The sequence below is a fragment of the Streptosporangium sp. DT93 genome (assembly GCF_049844535.1).
Taxonomy (GTDB): Bacteria; Actinomycetota; Actinomycetes; order Streptosporangiales; family Streptosporangiaceae; genus Streptosporangium.
The window spans coordinates 201,190-219,812 of record NZ_JBNCLF010000006.1; the positions used below are offsets into that span (position 1 = coordinate 201,190).

Genomic DNA, 18,623 nt, shown 5'->3' on the forward strand with positions numbered 1-18,623 from the left:
GGCCCCGCGACATCGCGGGCCCCGCGGGTCCTCGACCTCCTCGACCTCCTAGACCTCCGCGGGTCAGGCGGGCCTCCGCGAGCTCCACGGGCCCCACGGGCTCGCGCCCGGCTCCTCAGGGCAGCGCGCCCGGCGTGATCAGCCCTGTCTCGTACGCGAGCACGACGGCCTGGACCCGGTCGCGCAGGCCCAGCTTGGTCAGCACGTTGCCGACGTGGGTCTTGACGGTCGTCTCGCTCACCACCAGCTCCGCGGCGATCTCCGCGTTGGACATGCCCTTGGCGATCAGGCGGAGCACCTCCAGCTCGCGCTCGGTCAGCCGGTTCAGGCGCGCCGGGGTGGACTGGCGGTGGGCCGGAGGCAGGTGGGCCCCGAACCTGTCCAGCAGGCGCCTGGTGACGCTCGGCGCGACGATGGCGTCACCGGCCGCCACCACCCGGATCGCCTGGACCAGCTCCTCGGGCGGCACGTCCTTCAGCAGGAAGCCGCTGGCCCCGGCGCGCAGCGCCTCCACGATGTACTCGTCGAGGTCGAAGGTCGTCAGCACCAGCACCCGGGGCACGTGCGCGCCGCCCGCGGCCTCGCGCACGATCCGCCGGGTCGCCTCGATGCCGTCCACCCCCGGCATCCGGACGTCCATCAGGACCACGTCCGGCAGCAGCGCCCGTGACTGGTCCTGCGCGGCCTTGCCGTCCCCGGCCTCGCCGACCACGGTCAGATCGGCCTCGGCCTCCAGGATCAGCCGGAAACCGGTGCGCAACAGCGGCTGGTCGTCCACCAGCAGCACTCGGATCGTCATCGCGTGTCCTTGAGGGGGAACCGGGCATCGACCTCGAATCCGCCCCCGGGTCGCGGGCCGATCCTCAGGAGTCCACCATAGAGGGCGACCCGCTCCCGGATGCCCGCCAGTCCGTGACCGGTCACCTCCTCGTCGGCGTCGCGCGCCACCGGCCCGATGCCGTCGTCGGCGACCGAGACGGCCAGCACGTCCGGCTCGTGGCGCACCGTCACCCAGGCCCGCGCCCGGGGCCCGGCGTGGCGCAGGCTGTTGGTCAGGGCCTCCTGGACCAGCCGGTAGGCGGCCAGGTCAACGCCGGGGGAGAGCGTCTCCCGCTCGCCCTCGATCCGCAGCTGCGTGCGCAGCCCGGCCTCGCGCATCTGGTCGACCAGGGCGGGGATCTCCCCCACCCCGGGCTGGGGGCCGCGCTCGGCCGGGGTGGCGTCGGTCCTCAGCACCCCCACGATGCTCCGCATCTCCGTCATCGCGGTCCTGCCGAGCTGTTCGATCGCCGACAGGGCCTCCCGTGCCCCGTCGGGGTCGCTGGCCAGCACCCGCCGCGCCGCCGCGGCCTGGACGGTCATCACGCTCACGTGGTGGGCGACCACGTCGTGCAGCTCGCGGGCGATGCGGGAGCGCTCCTCGGCCCTGGCGGCCCGGGTGTCGGCCTCCCTGGCGCGCTCCATCCGCCGGTCCCGGTCGCGCAGCTCCGCCTGGTAGGCCCGGCGCAGCCGCACACCGCGTCCGGCCACCCAGAGCGAGGCGGTGAGGACGACCACCAGCAGGTGGGTGCTCCACCGGCCGGTCCCGCCGTCCGCCACGGACGACAGCAGATAGGCGGTCACCGCCAGCGCCGGAGCGCACAGGCTGAGCGCCAGACCGCGCCGGGAGGCGATCACGTAGACCAGCACCAGGGCAACCCCCCGGAGCGGCCACACCCCCCACCCCGCCACCCCCGGCCCCGCGACGGCCAGCACCACCTCACCCAGACAGGCGAGAAGCAGTGTCAGCAGCGACTGTGTTATCGGCGACGCTTCGCGTCGCGGTGAGGCCGCTCGGATCCGGCTCCTTCCCTCGTCGCTCATCCGCTTCGCTCCTTCGCTCCTCAGTCCAGTCGCCGGCGCGGCCTCACACGAGTCCCCAGGGAGCGCTTCGAGGGTACGTCCCCCTCGACGGCAACGCCGATGCGGCCTCAGCCGAACCACCCCTCAAGAAGCGCACGCGGGGAATCACCCTCCCCGCATCCTGTGGGACCCTCGTGAGGCCGCGCCGGCGACTGGACTGAGGAGGGCGGGGTCGTGAGGAACGAGCGATTCCGTCCGACGAGGGAAGGAGTCGGGTGTGAGCGGCCTTACCGCGACGCGTTAGCGTCGCCGTCAACAGGTGAGGCCGCGCCGGCGACTGGACTGAGGAGGGCGGGGTCGTGAGGAACGAGCGATTCCGTCCGACGAGGGAAGGGGTCGGGTGTGAGCGGCCTCACCGCGACGCGCAGCGTCGCCGTGAAACTCAGCGTCGCCGGGCGATCTTGTCGTTCGGCTGGCGGGCCGGGACCGGTGGGGGGGTCCCCCCGAACTCCGGGCACAGGTCCTTGTAGTTGCACCAGCCGCACAGCCTGCTGGGCCGGGCACGCCACTCGCCCGTCTCCAGGGCCCGTTCGATGGCCTGCCACAGGGCCCAGACCTTGCGCTCGGTGGCCAGCAGGTCGGCCTCGTCGGGGCTGTAGCGCAGGATCTCGCCCTCGCCGCCGAGGTACATCAGCTGGAGCAGGCGGGGCACCGAGCCGCGCAGCCGCCAGATGACCAGCGCGTAGAACTTCATCTGGAACAGGGCCCTGGCCTCGAAGGCGGGCCCGGGGGCGCTGCCGGTCTTGTAGTCGACGACGCGGATCTCGCCGGTGGGCGCCACGTCCAGCCGGTCGATGTAGCCGCGCAGCAGCAGGCCGCTGCCGAGCACCGCCTCCACGTAGAGCTCCCGCTCGGCCGGTTCCAGGCCGGTGGGGTCCTCCAGGGCGAAGTAGCGCTCCAGCATGACGCGGGCCCGCGCCAGCCACTGGGCGCGTTCCTCGTCGTCGCCGAACATCTCGGCGTACGACGGCTCCTGCTCCAGGAGTTTGCGCCACTGGGGCTCCAGCAGGTCCTGGGCCGCGCCGACCGTCCGCTCGGGGGCGGGGAGATCGTACAGGCGTTCGAGAACCGAATGGACCATCGTGCCGCGCACCGCGGCGGGCGACGGCGGCTCGGGGAGCCGGTCGATCACCCGGAAACGGTAGAGCAGCGGGCACGTCATGAAGTCGCCCGCGCGCGACGGCGACAGGGCTCCGACGATCGTGGGCTCGGACGGCGACATGACCGCACTGTAGGTCACGGTGACGACAGTTCGCGCCCCGGCCGCCCTGCGGCGCCTGCCGTGCCGCGCCGGCGCGTACCATCGAGGCCTGAGAGCGGATCGGACGAGGAGTGGTGAGCCAGCGGTGAGCAGCCAGAGCCCGCGCCGGGACAGCCGGGGCCTGCGGATGGGGCGCCCGTTCGGCATCCCCGTCTACGTCTCGCCGACCTGGTTCATCGTGGCGGCGTTCATCACCTACGTCTTCCAGCGCGTGGTGGCCTCCTGGCTGCCCGAGCTGAGCACCCCGATGACCTATCTGGTCTCGTTCGTCTTCGCGGTGCTGCTGTACGTCTCGGTGCTGCTGCACGAGCTGGCGCACTGCGTGGTCGCCAGGATGTACGGCCTGCCCGTCCGGAGCGTCACGCTCTACCTGCTCGGCGGCGTCTCGGAGATCGAGCGCGAGCCGGAGACCCCGGGCCGGGAGTTCATGGTGGCCTTCGCCGGGCCGCTGCTCTCGCTCGGGCTGGCGGGGATCGGCTTCGCCGTCTCGCAGTTCGCCTCCCCGGACACGATCGTCGGCGTCCTGATCTTCCAGCTCTGGTTCTCCAACCTGATCGTCGGGATCTTCAACCTGCTGCCGGGGCTGCCGCTCGACGGCGGCCGCATGCTGCGGGCGGGCGTGTGGAAGGTTACCGGCAGGCCCGGCACCGGCACCGTCGTGGCGGCCTGGGTGGGCCGGGTGCTGGCCGTGGGCCTGGTCGTGATCTTCGTCGGGGGGCCCCTGGTGACCGGTCAGGAGCCCGACACGATCAACCTGGTCTGGTCGCTGGTGCTCGCCTCCTTCATCTGGTTCGGCGCCACGCAGGCGCTGCGCGGCGCCCGGGTGCGGGCCCGCATCCCGCAGGTCAGCGCCCGCGCCCTGGCCAGGCGGGCCATCGTGGTCACCGGCGACGTGCCGCTGGCCGAGGCCCTGCGCCGGGCCGTGGAGGCGCAGGCCGGGGCGATGGTCGTGGTCGACCACGAGGGCCGTCCCACCGGGATCGTCAACGGGGTCGCGGTGGAGGCCACCCCGGAGGCCCGCCGTCCCTGGGTGACGGCCGGTTCGCTCTCGCGCAACCTGGAGCCCTCGCTGGTGCTGGCCGCCGACCTGGAGGGCGAGCCGCTGATCGACGCCATGCGCGAGTCCCCGGCGGGGGAGTACCTGCTGGTGGAACGCGGCGGCGAGATCTTCGGGGTGCTCGCCACGGCCGACGTCAACAGGGTGTTCAGCGGAGTTTAAGCGAACCACAGGTCGTTCACAGGCGTCTCACTGGATACTCGGCGTGAGAGGGACGCCAGGCGGATCGTGCCCGTTCGTCCCACTCGTTTTCGGCGTGTACCAGGACTAGGGTTTCGATCAGCGAACGGGCTGGTCACATAGCTTAGGGACGCATCAATTGGCACCCCCCCACACCCCGGCCCCGGCCGGTGATCTGACACCGGACCTTCTCGGCACCCCCGAGTGGACCGACCAGATGGTCGCCGCCGCGGGCATTCCCATGTACGACATCCCGTTCCTCAGCGTCGGCGGTGGCATCGGGTCCTTCGTGACCCTCGACTACCTGAGGATCTACGGGGTCCCGACCTCGCAGATGCGGGTGGTCTCCAACATCGACCACCCGTGGCAGACCTACGAGTTCCTCACCAGGTGCTCGCAGATCCCCCGCGGGGAACGGATCCGCTCCGACTCCTCCTCGCGCCCGGACAACCTGTGGGGCTTCCCCTCCTACGCGCTGGAGGAGGCGTGGAAGGACAGGAACCCGTCGCACCTGTGGCAGATCCTCACCGAGCCGCTGCTGAACGACTACTGGACCCCGCGCGCCGGCACCGTCTTCGAGAACCTGGAGCGCGAGGCCAGGCGCATCAACTACTGGGACATGCTCGTCAAGGGCCAGGTGCGGATGGTCCGGCGCCGGGCGGGCGGGGGCTACTTCACCGTGGTCACCCCGCCGGACGGCGCGGCGGCCACCAAGCGCATCGTCTTCCGCTCCCGCTTCGTGCACATCGCGATCGGCTACCCGGGCCTGAAGTTCCTGCCCGACCTGCAGGAGTTCCGCACCAAGCACGGCGACTACCAGCACGTCGTCAACGCCTACGAGCCGCACGAGCAGGTCTACGAGTTCCTCAAGACCAGGCCGGGCACCGTGGTCATCCGGGGCGGCGGCATCGTCGCCTCCCGGGTGCTCCAGCGGCTCTTCGACGACCGGGAACGGCACGGCCTGAAGACCCAGATCATCCACATCTTCCGTACGTTCGTCTCGGGCTCGCACGGCCCGCACGTCTGGTCGCGCCGCAAGGGCGGCAACGGCTGGGCCTACCAGGGCTTCAACTACCCCAAGTCGGTCTGGGGCGGCCAGCTCAAGGCGGAGATGCGCAGGCTGGAGGGCGCCGAGCGGGCCAAGAAGTACAAGGAGATGGGCGGCACCAACACCCCCTTCCGGCGGCGCTGGCAGGAGCAGATGCGCGCGGGCCGCGAAGGCGGCTACTACCACGCGGTGCAGGGCACCGTCGACCGGGTGGAGCGCGGCCCCGACGGGCGGCTGGTCAGCTACGTGCGCAGCAACGACGGCATCGTCCGCGAGCCGGTCTCCGACTACATCATCGACTGCACCGGCCTGGAGGCCGACATCGCCGAGCACCGGGTCTTCGACGACCTGCTGCGCAACGGCGGGGCGGGACGCAACCCGGTGGGCCGGCTGGACGTGGAGCGCCACTTCGAGGTCAAGGGCACGGCCAACGGCGACGGCGTCCTCTACGCCTCGGGGTCGGCCACGCTCGGGGGGTACTTCCCCGGCGTCGACACCTTCCTGGGACTGCAGATCGCCGCCCAGGAGATCGCCGACGACCTGGCACGGCGAGGGTTCGTCAAGAGGATGGGACCGCTGCGCTCGACCGCGCAGTGGTTCAAGTGGGCCCGCAACTCGCCGGTGTAAGGAGTATTCCCGTGGTTCCGACCCTGTGGGGCCGTATTCAGACGCGCCTGTTCATGCTCGCCACCCTCGGCGTGCTCGTCACCCTGCTGATCGTCCCGTTCCTCCCGGGATCCTCCGGTCCGCTCTCCGGCCGTTACGTCAACGGGCTGCTGGTCATCGCGGCCGTGGGGGTTCTGGGAGTCGTCTGGGAGCTGATATATCACTTCCTGATGCAGTTCAGATGGGAGAAGGACTGGCCGACCCTGTTCGGCCTGCTGACGCTCGTCCCGGAAGGCCTTGTACTGTTCTTCTTGCTACGGTCCGGTGTGATCGGCTTCATCGATCCGGTGCCCGCGGCGGCTTTCTGGACGCACTTCACCGTCGTCTGGATGTGCATCTGGCTCGTGACGAACGGCCCCATGCGGGTGCCGTTCATCCGGTGGCGTTTCCGGGGAGGGAGAGTTCTGTGACCGACCAGGGCTTCGGGGTGGTGCGTCCGCTTCCGGGCAACGGGCTGGTGGCCCATGTGGGCGGCCTGCTGCTGGTGTGCGACGCGGCCGAGGCCGTGGTCGAGGATCTGCTGGGAGCGCTGCGGGAGACCGCGGGCTCCGGCGGCGACGGCAGGGCGCTGGCCCGCCGGGTCGCGCAGATCCTCGCCGTCATGATGGGCGAGCCGGTGGCGTGCGCCGTCGCCGGCCCCGTCGGCGGCGGTGTGGCCGTCCTGGTCAGCGGTCCGGCGTTCGCGTCGGTGACCGGTTCGGCCGGTGAGGTCCAGCTCGCCGGGCGCGACGCGCTCACCTGGTCCGACCGGCTGGTGCCCGGCCCGGTGAGCCGGGTCGAGCTGCGCCTGCCGGAGGCCGGGTCGGCGCATCCGCTCTCCACACTGGACGCCGGGGTGATCGTCGCGGGCGGGGTCGAGTGCGACCTGACCGCGGTACCGTCCCGCGCGCCGGCGCCGCCGCGCACGGAGTCCGCCGCGTCCGCCGCGTCCGCCGCGTCCGCCGGGTCCCAGGCCCGGCACGTCGCACCGCAGATGCAGCCCGCCGCGCCCGAGCCCACCCCGATGCCCGCGCCGCCCGAGCGGGCGGAGCCCCCCCAGTGGTCGGCGCCGTCTCAGACCGCCCCGCCCTACCCGATGGGGCAGCCCGAGTCCGCCCCGCCGAGGGCCGTGCCGCCGCCTGTGGAACCGCGGCCCGAGCGGCAGCAGCCGCCCCCGCAGCCCGTCGCGGACCGGGTCCCCCCGGCGCAGCAGGCGCCGCCCGGCCCCGCGGCCGGGGCCGGGCCGTCGAGGGCGGGGCACGAGGACATCGACACCGCCCTGTCCAGCGGGATGGGCGGCGACCCGATCGGCGTCGACGGCCGGCCGTTCGAGTACGAGCTGCTGACGCCCGATGGCCCGCGGCAGGCCGACGAGCGGCCGCCGGCCGTGGCGGAGCCCGAGCCCGAGCCCGAGGCGCGCCCGCTGGTCTACGGGGTCGACTGCAAGAACGACCACTTCAACGACCCCCGCGTGCCCTACTGCGCGGTCTGCGGCATCGCGCTGGTGCAGCGGACCCTCGTCCCCTACAAGGGGCCGCGCCCGCCGCTGGGGGTGCTGCTCCTCGACGACGGCCTGACGCTGCGCCTGGACACCGACTACCTGGTGGGACGCGACCCGGAGCGGGCCCCCGAGGTGGCCGACGGGTCGGTCCGCCCGGCCAAGGTCACCAGCCCCGACGGCTCGGTCTCCCGCCGTCACCTGCGGGTGGCGCTGGACAACTGGGACGTCAACCTGGTCGATCTGGGGTCGGTCAACGGCACCCAGATCCAGCCGCCCGGCGACCCCAACTTCTACGACATCCCGCCGAACGAGCCGGTCGCGATCATGCCGGGCACCACCGTGCGGATCGGGGTCTCGCGGACCATGCGCTACGAGTCGCACCGCAACCGCTGAGAGCACCCGCGCCTTTCCCGGGCGGTACGGCCGTGGCCGTGCCGCCCGTCGTGCTCCCCGGGGCCGGCCGGGCCCGCCGGGCCCGCCGGACCTCCAGGCTCACCGGGCTCACCGGGCTCGCGGCGGGGGGAGCGGGGCGCGGGAAGGGCGGTCGTCAGGGCCGCGGGACGGGGGAGCCCGACACGACCGGCCGGGCGGAGACGGCCCCGGCCCAGTCGACCGGGTCGGGGTCCTGCTCGGCGCGGACCAGCAGGTGCGCGCCCGGGGGAGCCGCCGCGGTGTCGGGCGCCACGACCAGCGCGCCCGGCGGGACCTCGCCCGAGGTGGCCGCCACGCCGAGACGGGCCAGCCGCTGGGCCAGCGCCGAGGCCCGGCCGCCGCCGACGACGACGAGCGGGCGTCCCGCCCGCAACGCCAGGACGAGCGCCACGTGCGCCGCGGCGTCACCTCCCGAGCCGTGGTGCACCGCGACCGGGCCCGTCTCGAACACGGTCTCGCCCTGCTCGGGGGCGCGTACGGTCACCACCCGGCAGACGGCGCCGTCGCGGACGGCGGCGCGGCCGGGCACGCCTGCGGGCAGCACCAGCAGGTCGGGCCGGGCGCCGGAGACCAGCTCCGGCAGCTCGGCCGCGACGTCCACGCTGAACCTGCTCACCACCCGGACGTCCGGGCCCCGCTCGCGCACCGTGGCGGCCAGCGCCTCCAGGTCGTGCAGCGTCTCGGCGAACTCGGCCAGCTCGAAGGACAGGCCGCTGCCGACCTCCAGGTGACCCGCCGGATAGGGACGCAGGTGACCGAGGGCCACCTCGGAGGGGGAGGCGGACAGGGCCAGGGTGGTGGCCAGCCCGACCAGCGGGGCCTGCTCGGCGGGGGGATCGGGCACGATCACCAGCACCCGGTGGGCGGCGGTGACGCCGAGGGCGGCACGCTCGGCCTCGGCGATGTCGCGGGCCACCCGACGGTCGGGGTAGATCCTGCTCACCAGCGGGCCGGTCATCGCGGTCGTGACCAGGGCCATGACGACCATCAGCGAGTACAGCTCGTTGTCCAGCACGCCCTTCTGCAGGCCGACGCTGAGGATCACGATCTCGGTGAGCCCCCGCGTGTTGAGCAGGGTGGCCAGCGCCCAGGACTGGCGGCGGGGCAGCCGCTGCGTGCGTGCGGCGGCGTAGGAGCCGATCAGCTTGCCGCCGATCGCGACGGCCAGGATCGCGGCGAGCGTGCCCAGGCTGGACAGGTCGAGCTCACGCAGGTTGACGTTGAGCCCGGCGACGACGAAGAACATCGGCAGCAACAGCAGCACGGCGAGCTGTTCCAGCCGCTCCAGGATCTCGTGGTTGAGCCTCTCGGCGCCCTCGCGCGGCATCACCACGCCGAACAGGAACGCGCCGAAGATGAAGTGCACGTGCATCCACTCGGTGGCCCACGACGACGCGATCAGGCCGAGGAGCACCAGCGACAGCAGACCGGGCGTCAGCCGCCCGGCCTTCTCGTACGCCGGGACCAGCCGGGCCAGCAACGGCTTGACCAGCAGGAACATCACCAGCGCGTACGGCAGGGCGAGCATGACCTTCCACTGGCTCTCGGCCTCCCCGGCTCCCGCGATGCCCACCACGACCGCGAGGACGGTCCAGGCGAGGACGTCGATGACGGCCGCGGAGGCCAGGGCGAGCCCGCCGAGCTCGATCCGCTGCATCCCCCGGTCGGTGAGCACCCGGGCCAGTACGGGGAAGGCGGTGGCCGCCATCGCCGCGCCCATGAAGAGCACGAACGCCAGCGTCCTGTCGCCGCCCACGTGGTCGCCCGCGATGGCCAGCGCGAGCACGCAGCCCAGCACGAACGGCAGCACCGTCGAGCCCAGGGCCACGGCCACCGCGATCCGGCCCTTGCCCTTGACCAGCTTCTGGTCCAGCTCCAGGCCCACGACGAACATGAACAGCACCAGGCCGACGTTGGCCAGGGCCTGCAGCGGGGGCCGCATCCGGGGGCCGAAGAGCTCGTCGCCGATCAGCGGGCCCATCAGGGTGGGGCCCAGCAGGATGCCGGCCACGATCTCGCCGACGACCGACGGCTGGCCGAGCCACCGGGCCAGCGCCCCGAAGAGCCGCGCCGCCGCGAGGACGATGACAAGGTCGAGCAGAAGCAGGTCCATCTGGAGCACTGGGGAGCACGCTTTCCGTATGTGAAGAAAAGCCCCGAGAATGTCGAGGGCGACGTTACCGTGTGGGGAATGTCGTCGCGAACGTTGCGCGGACATGGAGGGGAGACCGTTGGTGGAAGGCATCGCCGACTACGAGTTCATCCGGTCGCTGGGGGCCGGGAACCACGGCGAGTTCTACTTGGCGAAGAGGCCCGAGCGGTTGCCCGTCGAGGTGGACCTGGTCGCCGTGAAGGTGGTGGGGGGCACCGGGAACGACGCGTTCCGCCGCGCGACCCGGGAGCTGAAGGCGTTCGCCGCGGTGCGCTCGCCGTACCTGGTGCGGCTCTACGACGCCGGCCAGCAGGACGGGGTGTTCTACTACTCGATGGAGTACCTGCCGGGCGGCTCGCTGGCGCGGCCCGCCGAGCCTCCGTCGCGCGAGCGGGTGCTGCGCTCGATCGCCTGCGTGGCCCACGCGGCGCAGGCGCTGCACGAGGAGGGGATCGTCCACCGCGACATCCGTCCGGGCAACGTGCTGCTCGGCGACGACGGCGGCAAGCTGTCGGACCTGGGGCTGTCGCAGGTGCTGACACCGGGCGCGACGGTGACCGGGATGGGCGACATCGGCTCGGTGGAGTTCACCGACCCGGCGCTGCTGCAGGGGGAGAAGCCCGCCCCGCCGGGTGACGTGTGGTCGCTGGGCGCGACCCTGCACCGGGCGGTCAGCGGCAACGGGCTCTACGGGGAGCTGCCCGTCCACGACCCGCTGCTGACGCTGCGCAAGGTGCACGGCACGCCGCCGTCGATCGACCCGGACCTGGAGCCGGAGCTGGCGGACCTGGTCCAGGCGTGTCTCGGGGACGTGGCCGGGCGTCCCACCGCCCGGGGGGTGGCCGACCGGCTGTACGCCCTGCTCGGCTGAGGGGCCGGGGGGCCGGGAGTCCGAGACCGGGGCGGTGTCGGCGGGGGCGGGCTCCGGCGGGGGGCGGCAGCGTCAGGTTCCGGTGGAGAGCGGCAGGGGGCGTCCAGGCTCCGGCAGGGAGTGCGGCAGGGGGCGTCAGGCGCCGGTGGGGCGGAGGCGTCCCAGCTCGGTGTCGAGCATCCGCGCCAGACGCTCCGGGCCGAGCCTGCCGGGGTAGAGCAGGCGGTGCACGCTCAGGCCGTCGACCAGGGCCAGCAGCCGCTCGGCCACGTCGTCGAGGTCCTCCCCGGTGACGACCTCCCCCTCCGCCGCCGCCGAGCCGAGCAGGCTGCGTACCAGGTAGCGCAGCTCGTCGGCCTCGGCGCGCTGCGCCTCCAGCAGCGCGGGGCTGGTCATGCTCCTGCTCCAGAAACCGACCTCCAGGCCGCTCTCGGCGACGCGCTCCTCGTCCAGCGGGAGGTTGTCCAGCAGGAGCTCGCGCAGGGCGGCCAGGCCGGTGAGGCCCGCCAGCTTGCCGCGCAGCCGCTCCACGATGCGCCGGTGCGAGGAGCGCAGGGCCGACAGCATGATGTCGTCCTTGTCGGCGAAGTAGTGGGTGAGCACGCCGTTGGAGTATCCCGCCTCCCTGGCGATGGCCCGGGTGGTGGCGGCCTCGATGCCCTCGCGCAGGATGATGCGGCGGGCCGCCTCGACGACCTCCTCGCGGCGCTCCTCGTGATCGACGATCTTCGGCATCGCGTTCTCCTCCCCGGGGATCGTTCGTTGACATTTTAGTCGGTCGCCCGTCTATTATCCGCTCAAGACATGAGGAGGACCGTCATGACCGTCGTCACCCTCGGGGTGCACATCGTGGACGTGCTGGCCAGGCCGGTGGAGTCGATCCCCGCCGGGCAGGACACCCACCTGCTGGAGCAGATCCGGGTCACCGCCGCCGGAGCCGCGGCCGCGACCGCCGTCGACCTGGCCGCGCTCGGCGTGCCGGTCGCCTCGGTGGGCGCGGTCGGCGACGACGAGCTCGGGGACCTGCTCGTCATGATGATGGGGCGGCGCGGCGTCGACGTGACCGGGATCGTCCGCAGGGCGGGGGAGCAGACCGCCGCCTCGATCCTGCCCATCCGCCCCGACGGAGGACGCCCCTCCTTCCACGTACCCGGCGCCAACCTGGGCCTGTCGACCGCCGACGTCGGCCGCGAGCGGATCCTCGGCGCGCGGATCGTGCACCTGGGCGGCATGGACGTCACCTGGGGCCTGTACGACCCGGCGTTCTTCGCCCTGCTGGACGAGGCGCGGGCGGCGGGCACGATCGTCACGATGGACCTGCTGTCCAACATGCCGGACCTGATGCAGGGGGTGCGGAGCTTCCTGGCGCACGTCGACTACGTGCTGCCCAACGAGGAGCAGGCCCTCATGATGAGCGGCGCCTCCGGGGCCGAGGAGGCCGCGACCGCCCTGCTGGCGGAGGGACCCTCGGCGGTCCTGGTCACGATGGGGGGCGGGGGGAGCCTGATCGCCGGTCCCGAGGGCCTCACCCGCGTCCCCGCCCTCGCGGTGGAGGTGGTCGACACCACCGGGTGCGGCGACGCCTACTGCGCGGGGTTCATCGCGGGCCTGGCCGACGGCCTCGACGTGCTCGGCTCGGCCAGGCTCGGCACCGCGCTGGCCGCCCGGGTCGCCGGAGGGCTCGGCTCCGACGCCGGGCTGACCGGGGCCCGCGAGCTCCGCGAGCACCGCGACCCGGCGTGAACGTGAGCACCGCGACCCGGCGTGAACCGGCGTGAACGTGAGCACCGCGACCCGGCGTGAACCGGTGCGGGCCCGTGTGGCGCGGCACGTCCCGGCGCGCATCGGCGTGCACGGGCGTGACCCCGCGACCCTCCCGATCATGATCTTCGAACCGTGACCTTCCGACCGTGAAAGGACGACGCATGTCCAACGACGCCGAACTCAGGGAGCGGGCCGCCAAGGTCGTCCCCGGCGGCATGTACGGCCATCTCAACGCGGCCCTGCACGGCCCGGCCTACCCGCAGTTCTTCGTCGGTGGCGAGGGCTGCCGCCAGCGGGACGCCGACGGCCGCGAGTACGTGGACCTCATGTGCTCCTGGGGGCCGGTGGTGCTCGGTCACCGCCACCCCGCGGTCGAGGCGGCCGTCGCGGCCCAGCTCGCCGAGGGCGACTGCCTCAACGGCCCCGGCCCCGTCTACGTCGAACTCGCCGAGCTGCTGGTCGAGACCGTCCCGCAGGCCGACTGGGCGATGTTCTCCAAGAACGGCACCGACGCCACCACCCAGGCGCTGATGGTGGCCCGCGCCGCCACGGGCAGGAACAAGGTGCTGATGGCGCACGGCGCCTACCACGGGGCCGACCCCTGGTGCACGCCGAGCACGGCGGGCACCACCCCGGCCGAGCGCGCCGACCTGGCCGAGTTCACCTACAACGACCTGGCCTCGGTCGAGGAGGCCGCGGCGCGGAACGAGGGCGAGGTCGCCGCGATCATCGTCACGCCGTTCAAGCACGACTCGTTCGAGGACCAGGAGCTCGCGACGCCCGAGTTCGCCCGGGGGGTGCGGGCCCTGGCCGACCGGCTCGGCGCCGCGCTGGTGATCGACGACGTGCGCGGGGGCTGGCGGCTGGACCTGGGCGGCTCCTGGGAGCCGCTGGGCGTCCGTCCCGACCTGTACGCGTTCAGCAAGGCCATGGCCAACGGCCATCCGATCGCGGCGGTCACCGGCGTGGACTCCCTGCGTGATCCCGCCCAGACGCTCTACACCACCGGCTCGTTCTGGTTCAACGCCGCCCCGATGGCCGCGGCGAAGGCCACGATCGAGACGTTGCGCGACATCGACGGCGTCGCCCTGATGGAACGCGCCGGCACCCGCCTGCGCGAGGGGCTCGCCGCCCAGGCGGTCTCGCACGGCTTCACGGTCAACCAGACCGGCCCGGTGCAGATCCCGTGGCTCTCCTTCGAGGGCGACGCGACCCTGGAGAAGGGCATGTTCTGGGCGGCGGCCTGCGTCGAGGAGGGCGTCTACCTCCATCCGTGGCACAACTGGTTCCTGTCGGCCGCCCACACCGACGCCGACATCGACCGGGCGCTGCAGGGCACCGACGCCGCCTACGCCAGGCTCAGGGCCCACTTCGGGGCCGACTGAGCCCACGCCGGGAGGGCCCGCCCCCGGGACGGGCCCTCCCGGGCTGTCGGCGGGTCAGTGGCCACCCGGGGTGCCCGGGCGGGGCGGGGTGTCCTTCAGGCGGTACCACTGCAGGTCGTCCAGGCGCGTGCCGTCCGGGCCGGGCATCAGCCCGCGCATCACCGCCTCCTCGGTGAAGCCCGCCCGCCGCAGCACGGTCTGGGAGGCGAGGTTGCCGGGCGCGGTGCCCGCGATGACCCGGCCCAGGGACGTGTGCTCGAAGGCCCACCCCACCAGCAGGCTCACCGCCCGCGTGGCGAACCCCCTGCCGCGGAACTCCGGTCGCATGCTGTAGCCCGTCATGGCCTGCCCCAGCGGCGGGATCACCCCGGTGAGCTGGATCTCCCCGGCGAACGCGCCGGTCGAGGCGTCCTCGATCACCGCCTGGAGCATCGTGCCGTCCAGCCAGGCCGCGCCCGCGGAACGGCACCGGTCGCGGGCGTCCTCGGGGCTCGGCGGCTCGGGCGGGACGCTGTGCCTGACCACGTCCGGCAGGATCTGCAGCGCCTGGTAGTCGTCGGTGTCGGCCGCGGTGAGCGGCCTGAGCCGCACCGTCCCGTCGGTCAGCGAGCCCCCGGGGAACCACGGCAGGTAGGGCCGTACGGGCTCGCCGGAGTCGCCGGGCAGGCGCGCGAAGGAGACCAGGTCGTGGCGGGTGCCGTCGCGCTGCTCCTCGCCCCCGCGCCGCACGCCCTCGCGCCGGAAGCCAGCGGCCATGGCCACCTGCTGGCTGGCCAGGTTCTCCACCCCGGCGAGGAGTTCGAGGCGCCGCACCCCGTGCTCCAGGGCCCATCCGGCCAGGGCCGAGGTCGCCGCCGTGGCCACCCCGCGCCGCCGGGCCCACGGCGCCACCAGGTAGCCGATCTCGGCGGTGGCGCGTGGCAGCGGGGGTTTGAGGTCGATGGTGCCCAGCCACTCGTCCGTCTCCGGGTCCGCGATCGCGAACGCGGCCCCTCCGGCCTTCCGGACGTCGCGGGCCGACTCCAGGTACCGCAGCGCGTCGTCGTGGGTGTAGGGGACCGGGATCGCAGGGATGAACCGGACGATCTCCGGGTCGGCGCAGGCCCGCGTGATCGGCTCGGCGTCACCGGCCGTGAGCGGTCTGAGCACGACGGGGCCGGCGGGAATCACATCTTCTGGGAGCATAGGGCAACAGCTACCAGGTCCCCGGCGGTAACGGCCAACCGTTTAGGGAGTTCGGCCGCGGCCTCTTCCCGCCCTGGCACCTTGCCGCCCCGCCTCGTCCCCGGCGCCCCGACGCCCCGACGCCCCGACGCCCCGACGCCCGCGGGTCCTGCCGGTTGCGCCGGGGGCGTCCCACCCCGCTCGCCGTGGGCCGGTGTCCTGGGGTTCCGCCTCGTCCTCCGTGCCCGGACGGGTGGGACGGGCCGCAGCCGGGCGCCGTTAACCTTGCGCTCATGGGTTTTCGCAGGCATGGGCCGTTTCAGGCCGGGGATCAGGTTCAGCTCACCGACCCCAAGAACAAGCGCCACACGGTGACGCTGAAGGAAGACGGCGTCTTCCACACGCACAAGGGCGGGATCCCGCACAGTGAGCTGATCGGCCAGCCCGAGGGCTCGGTGGTGCGTTCGTCCGGCGGCACCCAGTATCTGGCGTTCAGGCACCTGCTCCAGGACTACACGCTCTCCATGCCGCGCGGCGCGGCGGTGATCTACCCCAAGGACTCGGCGCAGATCGTGGCCATGGCCGACGTCTTCCCCGGCGCCCGGGTGGTGGAGGCGGGCGTCGGCTCCGGCGCGCTCACCTGCTTCCTGCTGCGCGCCGTGGGCGCCGAGGGCACCCTCACCTCGTACGAGCGGCGCCAGGACTTCGCCGAGGTGGCCACCAAGAACGTGGAGAAGTTCTACGGCGGGCCGATGGACCAGTGGCGCCTGGTGGTCGGCGACTTCGTCGAGTCCCTCGACGAGAGCGACGTCGACCGGATCATCCTGGACATGCTCGCCCCGTGGGAATGTGTGGACGCCGCGTCGAAGGCTCTCACCCCCGGGGGCGTGATCTGCTGTTATGTCGCGACCACAACCCAGCTGTCGCGGACGGTCGAAACTCTCCGGGAGCACGGGAGTTTCACCGAGCCCCATGCGTGGGAGACCCTGGTTCGTGACTGGCATGTCGAGGGACTGGCCGTGCGACCCGACCACAGGATGGTCGGCCACACCGGTTTCCTGGTCACGGCGCGTCGTATGGCGGACGGTGTGACGCCGCCACCTCGGCGCAGACGCCCGGCGAAGGGGGCCAATGTCGAGGATTCCGCGACCTCCACCGTTTGATGACGATTCGGACACGAGGATCGGTAGGAGAGTGACGCGCGAACCGACCCTCATGTTCATATACTTCTAGTACTAAAAGCACTAAAAGGGATTAATCATCGCGCACCTAATGTAGTCATACGAACACTGCTCGACCAGGTAAGGGGCAGCCCCCAGATGGGTAGGCTTTTGAGTAGTCGGTCTCGACTGGGAAGGAAGTGACGCCGTGGCAGCTCGCGACGACGCTGAGGCTCGTGCCGCGCAGCGCGAACGGGAGGTCGCCGACCTCACAACACAGGTCTCCTTCCTGCAGGAGGAGATCACCGCGTTGCGAAGGAAGCTGACGGAGTCTCCCCGGCAGGCCAGGGTCCTCGAAGAGCGTCTCCATGACGTCCAGGTGAACCTCGCGGCCGTAACGGGACAGAACGAGCGTCTGGTGGCCACCCTCAAGGAGGCCAGAGACCAGATCGTCGCCCTGAAGGAGGAGGTGGACCGGCTCGCGCAGCCGCCGTCCGGGTTCGGCGTGTTCCTCGAAGCCCGGGAGGACGGCACGGTGGAGGTCTTCACCGGTGGCCGCAAACTCCGGGTGAACGTCAGCCCCGCGGTGGAGATCGACTCGCTGAAGCGTGGCCAGGAGGTCATGCTCAACGAGGCGCTCAACGTGGTCGAGGCCCTCGGGTTCGAGGACCTCGGCGAGATCGTGATGCTCAAGGAGCTCCTTGAGGACGGCCGGCGCGCGCTGGTGATCTCGCACGCCGACGAGGAGCGGGTGGTGGAACTCGCCGAGTCGCTGGTCGGCCAGCCGATCCGGGCCGGCGACTCCCTCCTGCTCGAACCGCGCTCGGGATATGTCTACGAGCGCATCCCCAAGTCCGAGGTCGAGGAGCTCGTCCTGGAGGAGGTGCCCGACATCTCCTACGAGGAGATCGGCGGGCTCATGCGGCAGATCGAGCAGATCCGGGACGCCATCGAGCTCCCGTACCTGCACGCCGACCTCTTCCGCGAGCACAAGCTCCGCCCGCCCAAGGGCGTCCTGCTCTACGGTCCCCCCGGCTGCGGCAAGACGCTCATCGCCAAGGCCGTCGCCAACTCCCTGGCCAAGCAGGTCGCGGAGAAGACCGGCCAGTCCGGCAAGAGCTTCTTCCTCAACATCAAGGGCCCCGAGCTTCTCAACAAGTACGTCGGCGAGACCGAGCGGCACATCCGCCTGGTCTTCCAGCGGGCTCGCGAGAAGGCCTCCGAGGGCACCCCCGTGATCGTCTTCTTCGACGAGATGGACTCGATCTTCCGGACCCGGGGGTCCGGCGTCTCCTCCGACGTCGAGAACACCATCGTTCCCCAGCTCCTGAGCGAGATCGACGGCGTGGAGGGCCTGGAGAACGTCATCGTCATCGGCGCCTCCAACCGCGAGGACATGATCGACCCGGCGATCCTGCGGCCCGGCCGCCTGGACGTCAAGATCAAGATCGAGCGGCCGGACGCCGAGGCGGCCAAGGACATCTTCTCGAAGTACCTCATCGAGGAGCTGCCCCTGCACGCCGAGGACCTGTCGGAGAACGGCGGCGACCGCAAGGAGACCATCTCCGGCATGATCCAGCGGGTCGTCGAGCGGATGTACACCGAGAGCGAGGAGAACCGCTTCCTCGAGGTGACCTACGCCAACGGCGACAAGGAGGTCCTGTACTTCAAGGACTTCAACTCCGGGGCGATGATCCAGAACATCGTCGACCGCGGCAAGAAGATGGCGATCAAGCAGTTCCTGGAGACCGGGCAGAAGGGCCTGCGGATCCAGCATCTGCTGGCGGCCTGCGTGGACGAGTTCTCCGAGAACGAGGACCTGCCCAACACCACCAACCCCGACGACTGGGCCCGCATCTCCGGCAAGAAGGGCGAGCGGATCGTCTACATCCGCACCCTCGTGACGGGCAAGCAGGGCACCGAGGCGGGACGTTCCATCGACACCGTGGCCAACACCGGCCAGTACCTGTAACGGCGGCGCCCCGCCGGTCCCGCGTGGCCCGGCGGCAGGCGCTCCCGTCCGGCGGGGGGGGGGGGGGGGCCCGGGGGCGGGGCGCGCGCGGCGGCGGGGGCGCCGGCCGCGGGGCGCGGGGGGGGGCCG

General features: G+C 72.2%; 15 protein-coding genes. 9 read left to right on the top strand and 6 right to left on the bottom strand.

What is annotated here, in order from left to right; genetic code table 11:
• Window positions 1-115: 115 nt before the first annotated feature.
• The 3 genes from ACLQ2R_RS15600 to ACLQ2R_RS15610 form a co-directional block, all read right to left on the bottom strand.
• Complete coding sequence (locus ACLQ2R_RS15600) at window positions 116-799, bottom strand: response regulator (protein ID WP_425960204.1); 684 nt, start codon at window positions 797-799, stop codon at window positions 116-118.
• A complete protein-coding gene (locus ACLQ2R_RS15605) occupies window positions 796-1,863 on the bottom strand; it encodes a sensor histidine kinase (RefSeq protein ID WP_425960205.1) in 1,068 nt (355 codons plus the stop codon). The genes ACLQ2R_RS15600 and ACLQ2R_RS15605 overlap by 4 nt, the downstream gene beginning before the upstream one ends.
• A gap of 421 nt (window positions 1,864-2,284) precedes the next feature.
• The gene (locus ACLQ2R_RS15610) at window positions 2,285-3,124 is read right to left on the bottom strand and encodes a RecB family exonuclease (RefSeq protein WP_425960206.1); all 840 of its coding nucleotides are present in this window, start codon (window positions 3,122-3,124) and stop codon (window positions 2,285-2,287) included.
• Between the two features lie 166 nt (window positions 3,125-3,290).
• Here ACLQ2R_RS15610 and ACLQ2R_RS15615 point away from each other — a divergent pair, with 166 nt between their 5' ends.
• From ACLQ2R_RS15615 to ACLQ2R_RS15630, 4 genes are all read left to right on the top strand, one after another.
• Window positions 3,291-4,382 (top strand): site-2 protease family protein, encoded by a 1,092-nt coding sequence (locus ACLQ2R_RS15615; protein ID WP_425960472.1) that lies wholly within the window; start codon window positions 3,291-3,293, stop codon window positions 4,380-4,382.
• Window positions 4,383-4,539: 157 nt separating this feature from the next.
• Window positions 4,540-6,075: a hypothetical protein gene (locus ACLQ2R_RS15620; RefSeq protein WP_425960207.1), complete on the top strand. Its 1,536-nt coding sequence runs from the start codon at window positions 4,540-4,542 to the stop codon at window positions 6,073-6,075.
• Between the two features lie 11 nt (window positions 6,076-6,086).
• Window positions 6,087-6,524 carry a hypothetical protein gene (locus ACLQ2R_RS15625; protein ID WP_386233689.1) on the top strand — a complete coding sequence of 146 codons (438 nt, stop codon included), beginning with the start codon at window positions 6,087-6,089 and terminating at the stop codon, window positions 6,522-6,524.
• Entirely contained in the window at window positions 6,521-7,987 is a 1,467-nt protein-coding gene (locus tag ACLQ2R_RS15630) for an FHA domain-containing protein (protein ID WP_425960208.1), read from the top strand. Before ACLQ2R_RS15625 ends, ACLQ2R_RS15630 begins: the two co-directional genes overlap by 4 nt.
• Before the next feature lie 154 nt (window positions 7,988-8,141).
• On the opposite strand, the gene ACLQ2R_RS15635 is transcribed toward ACLQ2R_RS15630, so the two are convergent.
• The gene (locus tag ACLQ2R_RS15635) at window positions 8,142-10,139 is read right to left on the bottom strand and encodes a cation:proton antiporter (protein WP_425960209.1); all 1,998 of its coding nucleotides are present in this window, start codon (window positions 10,137-10,139) and stop codon (window positions 8,142-8,144) included.
• 121 nt (window positions 10,140-10,260) lie between these two features.
• Between ACLQ2R_RS15635 and ACLQ2R_RS15640 the strand changes: the two genes are divergently transcribed.
• On the top strand, window positions 10,261-11,049 hold the full coding sequence (locus ACLQ2R_RS15640) for a serine/threonine-protein kinase (protein WP_425960210.1): 789 nt from the start codon (window positions 10,261-10,263) through the stop codon (window positions 11,047-11,049).
• A gap of 135 nt (window positions 11,050-11,184) precedes the next feature.
• Here ACLQ2R_RS15640 and ACLQ2R_RS15645 read toward each other — a convergent pair whose 3' ends face one another.
• The gene (locus ACLQ2R_RS15645; RefSeq protein ID WP_425960211.1) at window positions 11,185-11,784 is read right to left on the bottom strand and encodes a TetR/AcrR family transcriptional regulator; all 600 of its coding nucleotides are present in this window, start codon (window positions 11,782-11,784) and stop codon (window positions 11,185-11,187) included.
• 84 nt (window positions 11,785-11,868) lie between these two features.
• Here ACLQ2R_RS15645 and ACLQ2R_RS15650 point away from each other — a divergent pair, with 84 nt between their 5' ends.
• The gene (locus tag ACLQ2R_RS15650; RefSeq protein WP_425960212.1) at window positions 11,869-12,792 is read left to right on the top strand and encodes a carbohydrate kinase family protein; all 924 of its coding nucleotides are present in this window, start codon (window positions 11,869-11,871) and stop codon (window positions 12,790-12,792) included.
• Between the two features lie 182 nt (window positions 12,793-12,974).
• On the top strand, window positions 12,975-14,198 hold the full coding sequence (locus ACLQ2R_RS15655) for an aminotransferase class III-fold pyridoxal phosphate-dependent enzyme (protein WP_425960213.1): 1,224 nt from the start codon (window positions 12,975-12,977) through the stop codon (window positions 14,196-14,198).
• Window positions 14,199-14,252: 54 nt separating this feature from the next.
• Here the strand turns inward: ACLQ2R_RS15655 and ACLQ2R_RS15660 are convergent, their stop codons facing one another.
• Window positions 14,253-15,347: a GNAT family N-acetyltransferase gene (locus ACLQ2R_RS15660; protein ID WP_425960214.1), complete on the bottom strand. Its 1,095-nt coding sequence runs from the start codon at window positions 15,345-15,347 to the stop codon at window positions 14,253-14,255.
• A 308-nt stretch (window positions 15,348-15,655) separates the two neighbouring features.
• Here ACLQ2R_RS15660 and ACLQ2R_RS15665 point away from each other — a divergent pair, with 308 nt between their 5' ends.
• Complete coding sequence (locus ACLQ2R_RS15665) at window positions 15,656-16,525, top strand: tRNA (adenine-N1)-methyltransferase (protein ID WP_425960215.1); 870 nt, start codon at window positions 15,656-15,658, stop codon at window positions 16,523-16,525.
• 205 nt (window positions 16,526-16,730) lie between these two features.
• The gene (gene arc, locus ACLQ2R_RS15670; RefSeq protein ID WP_425960216.1) at window positions 16,731-18,494 is read left to right on the top strand and encodes a proteasome ATPase; all 1,764 of its coding nucleotides are present in this window, start codon (window positions 16,731-16,733) and stop codon (window positions 18,492-18,494) included.
• Window positions 18,495-18,623: the final 129 nt, after the last annotated feature.

Coding starts and splice junctions, on each gene's coding strand:
- ACLQ2R_RS15655 (WP_425960213.1), top strand. CDS start 12,975: ATGTCCAACGACGCCGAACTCAGGGAGCGGGCCGCCAAGGTCGTCCCC.
- ACLQ2R_RS15635 (WP_425960209.1), bottom strand. CDS start 10,139: ATGGACCTGCTTCTGCTCGACCTTGTCATCGTCCTCGCGGCGGCGCGG.
- ACLQ2R_RS15600 (WP_425960204.1), bottom strand. CDS start 799: ATGACGATCCGAGTGCTGCTGGTGGACGACCAGCCGCTGTTGCGCACC.
- ACLQ2R_RS15645 (WP_425960211.1), bottom strand. CDS start 11,784: ATGCCGAAGATCGTCGATCACGAGGAGCGCCGCGAGGAGGTCGTCGAG.
- ACLQ2R_RS15665 (WP_425960215.1), top strand. CDS start 15,656: ATGGGTTTTCGCAGGCATGGGCCGTTTCAGGCCGGGGATCAGGTTCAG.
- ACLQ2R_RS15650 (WP_425960212.1), top strand. CDS start 11,869: ATGACCGTCGTCACCCTCGGGGTGCACATCGTGGACGTGCTGGCCAGG.
- ACLQ2R_RS15610 (WP_425960206.1), bottom strand. CDS start 3,124: ATGTCGCCGTCCGAGCCCACGATCGTCGGAGCCCTGTCGCCGTCGCGC.
- ACLQ2R_RS15605 (WP_425960205.1), bottom strand. CDS start 1,863: ATGAGCGACGAGGGAAGGAGCCGGATCCGAGCGGCCTCACCGCGACGC.
- ACLQ2R_RS15615 (WP_425960472.1), top strand. CDS start 3,291: ATGGGGCGCCCGTTCGGCATCCCCGTCTACGTCTCGCCGACCTGGTTC.